The sequence below is a fragment of the Enterobacter sp. C6 genome (genome assembly GCF_008122455.1).
Classification (GTDB): Bacteria; Pseudomonadota; Gammaproteobacteria; order Enterobacterales; family Enterobacteriaceae; genus Enterobacter; species Enterobacter pseudoroggenkampii.
Window position 1 is genome coordinate 1 of the sequence record NZ_QPFW01000109.1, and the last position, 6,477, is coordinate 6,477.

Annotated in this window: 5 protein-coding genes and 2 pseudogenes; 4 read left to right on the forward strand and 3 right to left on the reverse strand. The window is 58.8% G+C overall.

Annotated features, from left to right (window positions below):
• The 3 genes and pseudogenes from DOU50_RS01550 to DOU50_RS01560 all read right to left on the reverse strand — a co-directional run.
• Window positions 1-422: pseudogene (locus tag DOU50_RS01550) on the reverse strand (YjhG/YagF family D-xylonate dehydratase); the annotation flags it as partial.
• 14 nt (window positions 423-436) lie between these two features.
• Window positions 437-1,345: a 2-keto-3-deoxygluconate aldolase gene (gene yagE / locus DOU50_RS01555; RefSeq protein WP_032651481.1), complete on the reverse strand. Its 909-nt coding sequence runs from the start codon at window positions 1,343-1,345 to the stop codon at window positions 437-439.
• Between the two features lie 242 nt (window positions 1,346-1,587).
• Window positions 1,588-2,040 (reverse strand): YhcH/YjgK/YiaL family protein, encoded by a 453-nt coding sequence (locus DOU50_RS01560; protein ID WP_148768608.1) that lies wholly within the window; start codon window positions 2,038-2,040, stop codon window positions 1,588-1,590.
• Window positions 2,041-2,715: 675 nt separating this feature from the next.
• On the opposite strand from DOU50_RS01560, the gene arcA reads away from it, so the two are divergent.
• From arcA to DOU50_RS01580, 4 genes and pseudogenes are all read left to right on the forward strand, one after another.
• Window positions 2,716-3,936: an arginine deiminase gene (gene arcA / locus DOU50_RS01565; RefSeq protein WP_048999498.1), complete on the forward strand. Its 1,221-nt coding sequence runs from the start codon at window positions 2,716-2,718 to the stop codon at window positions 3,934-3,936.
• A gap of 10 nt (window positions 3,937-3,946) precedes the next feature.
• Window positions 3,947-4,858 carry a carbamate kinase gene (gene arcC / locus DOU50_RS01570; protein WP_148768609.1) on the forward strand — a complete coding sequence of 304 codons (912 nt, stop codon included), beginning with the start codon at window positions 3,947-3,949 and terminating at the stop codon, window positions 4,856-4,858.
• Window positions 4,859-4,884: 26 nt separating this feature from the next.
• Complete coding sequence (argF, locus tag DOU50_RS01575) at window positions 4,885-5,889, forward strand: ornithine carbamoyltransferase (protein WP_032651476.1); 1,005 nt, start codon at window positions 4,885-4,887, stop codon at window positions 5,887-5,889.
• A 47-nt stretch (window positions 5,890-5,936) separates the two neighbouring features.
• Window positions 5,937-6,477 (forward strand): annotated as a pseudogene (locus DOU50_RS01580) (YfcC family protein); the annotation flags it as partial.

A 6,477-nucleotide genomic window follows, 5' to 3' on the forward strand; every position in this document is an offset into this window, starting at 1 on the left:
ATTGCCGCGTCGTTGCGGTACGGCAGGGAGTCGAACATGCCGTGCGTGCCCTGAGAACGGCCGTCGCAGGGATCGCTGACGAAGGCCGCAAACGGGATCCCGCCGTTGCGGGTGATCTCCTTCGCCGCTGCCTGCATCTGCATGCCGATCTCCCAGTGGCCGGTGTGGTAGCCCAGCGCGACCGGGCGTCCGTCCCCGGCGCGGATGCCGCCCTGGGTGCCGATAATCAGCACCTCTTTGCCGGTCAGCTTGTTGGCGTCCCAGCCCATCCCGGCGTTCTGCGTCATGCCGAACAGGTTGCCGCTGGGGGATTCCATCAGCATCTGCGGGGTCAGCGGCAGCGCGCCCTGCGGCCCCGCCGCGTGGGTGATCACCGCATAAAACGCATCGTCCTGTGGGGTGAAAATCTTCTCGATGGTCATGGTTATCGTCCGGCTCAGCAGAGCTTGAGCTGTTGCAGCAGGGTTTTCAGCTGTGCCTTGCGCGGCGCGTCCAGTGGTGACGCGGGCGGCAGCACGTGCGTGGAGATCGGGCGGCCGCAGAGCACAATCGCCTCTTTAATCACGTTCACGAACGGCGTATCCAGCTGATACATCTGCGGGATTTGCAGCAGGGTCTGATGATACTCAGCCGCTTTCGCCACGTCTTTATCCCGCCAGGCTTTCAGAAGATTCACCGACACCTGCGGAGCAAAGTTGCCGCTCGCCGAGATCGCCCCGTCACCGCCGAGCAGCAGGGTATTAAACAGATGATCGTCGTAGCCGCAGAGCACGGTGAAGTGCGGGTGAGCGGCTTTGACGGTGTGGATCATGCTGCGCAGGTGGGCGACGGAGTCGATGGTGTCTTTGATGCCGACGATGTTGCTGCGCGAGTCGGCCAGGGTTTTCACCAGCGCCGGGGTCAGATCCTGCCCGGTCAGCGCCGGGAAGTTATAGAGCATCACCGGCAGCGTGACGCTGTCGGCCACCTGCTCGAAATAGCGGATCAGGTTCGCTTCCGACACTTTCCAGTAGTAGGGGTTGATCACCACGATGCCGTCCGCCCCCGCCTGCTGCGCGTGCTGGCTGAGCGCAATGGTTTCCCGGGCGTTGGTGCCGCCGGTGCCGATCAGGACCGGTACGCGACGATCGACATGATCGATCGCAAACTGGGCAATGGTTTTACGCTCTTCGGCGCCGAGCTGGGAGAACTCGCCGCCGCTGCCTAGGAAGAACAGGCCGTCAACGCCTGCTTTGATCAGATCGTCGATCAGCGCGGCGGTGCCCTGCTTATCTAGCTGGCCGTCGGCGGTAAAGATGGTGGAGACAGGGGGAATGATTCCCGTAAACAACGCGGACTGCGGCATGAGATCTCCTTGCTGAATCATTTTGTTCTACATTATAGAACAGCGTTCATTAATTTAACGATCATACTATGACGCAGGAAAAGCGCAGGTAAATGAGAGATGAAGAAGGAGTGCGGGAAATTTAAGCTGGATCACATATTGCCCCTCACCCCGGCCCTCTCCCCAAAGGGGCGAGGGGGAAAAGATGGCTCGGTGCAGTCCCCTCTCCCCTTTGGGGAGAGGGTTAGGGTGAGGGGTAAGGGTTACTCTACCAGCATCTTCACCACCACTTTCCTGACCTTAGCAGGCGCCCCCACCGCGCACAGCGGCTTGTGCACCTCACCCGGCCAGAACACCACAAAATCCCCTTCGCTCAGCACCACGGTTTTCTCCTGCTCGCCTTCCGGCAGGAACGCGATGTCTTTGTCCGCCAGCCAGTCGGTGTCCGGCGTGCCGGGCGGCAGGGTGCTGAAGGTCATCCCTTCCTGACCCTTCATCACAATCTGAATATCCAGATAGCGCGCGTGGTACTCGGCGCGACGCTCGGCGAACGGCTGGGTTGTATCTTCAGAGACCAGATAAAACAGGCTGTTGCCGTTGATGTCGTGTTTCCCGAGCGGCGTGGCGTCGGTGACGTGGGCTTTGACGTGCTCAATGGCCTGACGCAGATCGTCAGGCAGCCAGGACTGCAGATGGTGAATGTTGCCGATAATCATGTTTCAACCCTCAATATAAAACAATGTTTCATTTTTATCTTTTATACGAGAATCCCGGCTGCCATACCAGCCCTTTTTGGACGAGGTTTGCGCGAGCGCATGTTTATCGGGAAAGGTGTTAATTCACTGTTAATCCTGCCCGGGCATTTATGCAGGGGTTATGCATAACCTCGATCGGCGCTTATCGCACGGCTGCTCTAACCTCTTGATCATGCTATCTAATTAACAAAACCTGTTGCCGCCTCACACTTTGCTGTTTTGATAATTTGCTCTAAAAAACCATAATTATTTATTGATTTTTCTTAAGTCAAAAATAGTTAATTACGTTAATTGCATAGCCATTCTCACCCATGACTCTTATCGTTTAAAATCAGTCACATAAAAATATATGTCAAAAGATTAAAATCTACAAAATAATAACAACCTCAAATAATGCCACCGGATCCTGCTTAGCTATTCACCCCTCAACAATATGAAATTAATCATTATCTGATGCGAATCATGCTAATGAAAACAAACCGCATAATATCCATTTTCGCGTGAGCAATATCACAATACGGATTATTTAACTGCCTAGTATGAATTACGAAATCAATTGAGCTTAGTCGCCATGAAATTAAATGCGTTACATGGCGCATGCCCTTTTTATTCTGAAAAACAGTTAAAGGAATAATTATGGAAAAGCATTACGTCGGTTCTGAAATTGGTCAATTGCGTAGCGTTATGCTGCACCGCCCTAATTTAAGTCTGAAGCGTCTCACGCCATCAAACTGTCAGGAGCTCCTTTTCGATGACGTGCTCTCGGTTGAGCGGGCGGGTGAGGAGCATGACATCTTCGCAAACACGCTGCGCGAGCAGGGTGTGGAAGTCCTGCTGTTGACCGACCTTCTGACACAAACCCTTGATATTGCAGAGGCGAAAGCCTGGCTGCTGGAGACGCAAATCTCCGACTACCGCCTCGGCCCCACCTTTGCCGGCGACGTTCGCGGCTGGCTGGCGGATATGCCACACCGTGAACTGGCGCGCAGATTAAGCGGCGGATTAACCTACGGCGAAATTCCGGCGGCCATTAAAAATATGGTGGTGGATACCCACACGGCGAATGATTTTATTATGAAGCCGCTGCCGAACCATTTATTTACCCGCGATACCTCCTGCTGGATCTATAACGGCGTCTCTATTAACCCAATGGCCAAACCGGCCCGTCAGCGCGAAACCAATAACCTGCGGGCAATATATCGCTGGCACCCGGCGTTCGCCGACGGCGATTTTATTAAGTATTTCGGCGACGAGAATATTAATTACGACCACGCCACCTTAGAAGGCGGTGACGTATTAGTGATTGGCCGCGGCGCGGTATTGATCGGCATGTCCGAACGCACGACGCCGCAGGGCGTGGAGTTCCTCGCCAACAGCCTGTTCAAACACCGCCAGGCCGAGCGCGTGATCGCCGTTGAGCTGCCAAAACACCGCTCCTGCATGCACCTCGACACCGTCATGACCCACATCGACGTGGATACCTTCTCCGTCTACCCGGAAGTGGTGCGCAAAGACGCTCAGTGCTGGACGCTCACCCCGGACGGACGCGGCGGCCTGCTGCGCACCCAGGAAACCGACCTGCTGCACGCCATCGAGAAAGCGCTCGGCATTAACCAGGTACGTCTGATCACCACCGGCGGCGACGCCTTTGAGGCCGAACGCGAACAGTGGAACGACGCCAACAACGTGCTGACCATCCGCCCCGGCGTGGTGATCGGCTACGAGCGCAACGTCTGGACCAACGAGAAGTATGACAAAGCGGGTATCACCGTGCTGCCCATCCCGGGCGACGAACTCGGACGCGGCCGCGGCGGCGCGCGCTGCATGAGCTGCCCGCTGGAACGCGACGAAATTTAAAGGAGCCATCATGGAACGAAAACCCACTCTGGTTGTGGCCCTGGGCGGCAACGCGCTGCTCAAGCGCGGCGAGCCGCTGGAAGCAGAGATCCAGCGCCAGAACATCGAGCAGGCCGCCCGCACCATCGCCGGGCTGACGGCGCAGTGGCGCGTGGTGCTGGTGCACGGCAACGGGCCGCAGGTCGGGCTGCTGGCGCTGCAAAACAGCGCCTACGACAAAGTCACACCCTACCCGCTGGACGTTCTCGGCGCCGAAAGCCAGGGAATGATCGGCTACATGCTCCAGCAGGCGCTGAAAAACAGCCTGCCGCAGCGCGAGGTTAGCGTTCTGCTCACGCAGGTAGAAGTGGACGCCGCCGACCCGGCCTTCAGCAACCCGACCAAGTACATCGGCCCGGTCTACAGCGAAGCCCAGGCAAAAACGCTGGCCGCGGAGAAAGGCTGGGTGTTTAAGGCCGACGGCAGCTACGTCCGCCGCGTGGTGCCGTCACCGCAGCCGAAGCGCATCGTCGAGAGCGACGCCATCACGGCGCTGATCCAGCGCGACCACCTGGTGATCTGCAACGGTGGCGGCGGCGTGCCGGTGGTGGAACACGCCAACGGCTATCGCGGGATTGAGGCGGTGATCGACAAAGACCTCTCCGCCGCCCTGCTGGCGAGGCAAATCGAGGCCGACGCCCTGCTGATCCTCACCGACGCCGACGCGGTGTACCTCGACTGGGGCAAGCCGACCCAGCGCCCGCTGGCACAGGTGACGCCGGAGCTGCTCAAAGGCATGCAGTTCGACGCCGGATCGATGGGGCCGAAAGTGGCCGCCTGCCGCGAGTTTGTTGAAGCCTGCAACGGCATTGCCGGGATCGGCGCGCTGGCCGACGGCGCGGAGATCCTCGCGGGCGAGAAAGGCACGTTGATTCGTAACTGAACACTCATTTTAAAAAGGATTTAGCCATGACCATCAACCTGAAAAACCGCAACTTCCTGAAACTGCTGGACTACACCCCGGCGGAGATCCAGTACCTGATCGACCTCGCCATTGAGCTCAAGGCCGCCAAAAAAGCCGGGCGCGAGAAACAAACCCTGGTCGGGAAAAACATCGCCCTGATCTTTGAAAAAACCTCTACCCGCACCCGCTGCGCCTTTGAAGTGGGCGCATTCGATCAGGGCGCGCAGGTCACCTATCTCGGCCCAAGCGGATCGCAGATCGGCCATAAAGAGTCGATGAAAGACACCGCCCGCGTGCTGGGCCGCATGTACGACGGCATCGAATACCGCGGCTATGGTCAGGCCATCGTCGAAGAGCTGGGCGAGTACGCGGGCGTACCGGTGTGGAACGGCCTGACCGACGAGTTCCACCCAACGCAAATCCTCGCCGACCTGATGACCATGCTGGAGCATGCGCCGGGCAAAACCCTGCCGGAGCTGAGCTTTGCCTATCTCGGCGACGCGCGCAACAACATGGGCAACTCCCTGATGGTGGGCGCGGCCAAGATGGGGATGGATATCCGCCTCGTCGCGCCGAAATCCTTCTGGCCGGAAGCCGGGCTGGTTGAGCAGTGCCGCGCCATCGCCAAAGAGACGGGCGCGCGCATCACCCTCACCGACGACGTGGAAGAAGGCGTGCGGGGGACCGATTTCCTCTACACCGACGTGTGGGTCTCCATGGGCGAGCCGAAGGAAGCCTGGGCCGAGCGCGTCAGCCTGATGAAGCCATATCAAATTAACGCCCAGGTGATGAAGGCCACCGGCAACCCGAACGTCAAATTCATGCACTGCCTGCCGGCGTTCCACAACGAACACACCAAAGTGGGCCGCGAGATCGAGATGGCGTACGGGCTGAAGGGACTGGAGGTGACGGAAGAGGTCTTCGAATCGCCGAACTCGATCGTCTTCGACGAAGCAGAGAACCGCATGCACACCATTAAAGCGGTCATGGTGGCGACACTCGGCGACTAATCACCGCCCGGCGCGCCGCGGGGTGCGCCGGGTTTAAGGAGAACATCATGGGCAAGTTTAAGTTTCCCTCCGCTTACACCATTCTCTTTTTCCTGATTGCCGTTGTGGCGGCGCTGAGCTGGGTCGTTCCCGCCGGCCAGTACCAGATGGCGATGAACGAGACCCTCGGTAAAGAAGTGCCGATTGCCGGAACCTACGCGCACGTGGCGGCGCATCCGCAGGGGCTGGTTTCCGTCCTGATGGCACCCATCGCCGGGCTGTACGATCCGGTCTCCGGCCAGGCCGGGGCGATCGACGTGGCGCTGTTTATTCTGATCATCGGGGGATTCCTCGGGATCGTCACCAAAACCGGGGCGATTGACGCCGGGATCGAGCGCGTCACCACCCGGCTGCGCGGACGCGAGGAGTGGATGATCCCGATCCTGATGGCGCTGTTTGCCGCGGGCGGCACCATTTACGGCATGGCCGAAGAGTCGCTGCCGTTCTACACCCTGCTGGTGCCGGTGATGCTGGCCGCCCGGTTCGATCCGGTTGTCGCCGCCTCCACCGTGCTGCTCGGGGCGGGGATCGGCACGCTGGGTTCCACCA

Bases quoted from the DNA above. Each gene is read 5' to 3' on its own strand.
- yagE (WP_032651481.1), bottom strand. From the start codon at position 1,345: ATGCCGCAGTCCGCGTTGTTTACGGGAATCATTCCCCCTGTCTCCACC.
- DOU50_RS01560 (WP_148768608.1), bottom strand. From the start codon at position 2,040: ATGATTATCGGCAACATTCACCATCTGCAGTCCTGGCTGCCTGACGAT.
- arcA (WP_048999498.1), top strand. From the start codon at position 2,716: ATGGAAAAGCATTACGTCGGTTCTGAAATTGGTCAATTGCGTAGCGTT.
- arcC (WP_148768609.1), top strand. From the start codon at position 3,947: ATGGAACGAAAACCCACTCTGGTTGTGGCCCTGGGCGGCAACGCGCTG.
- argF (WP_032651476.1), top strand. From the start codon at position 4,885: ATGACCATCAACCTGAAAAACCGCAACTTCCTGAAACTGCTGGACTAC.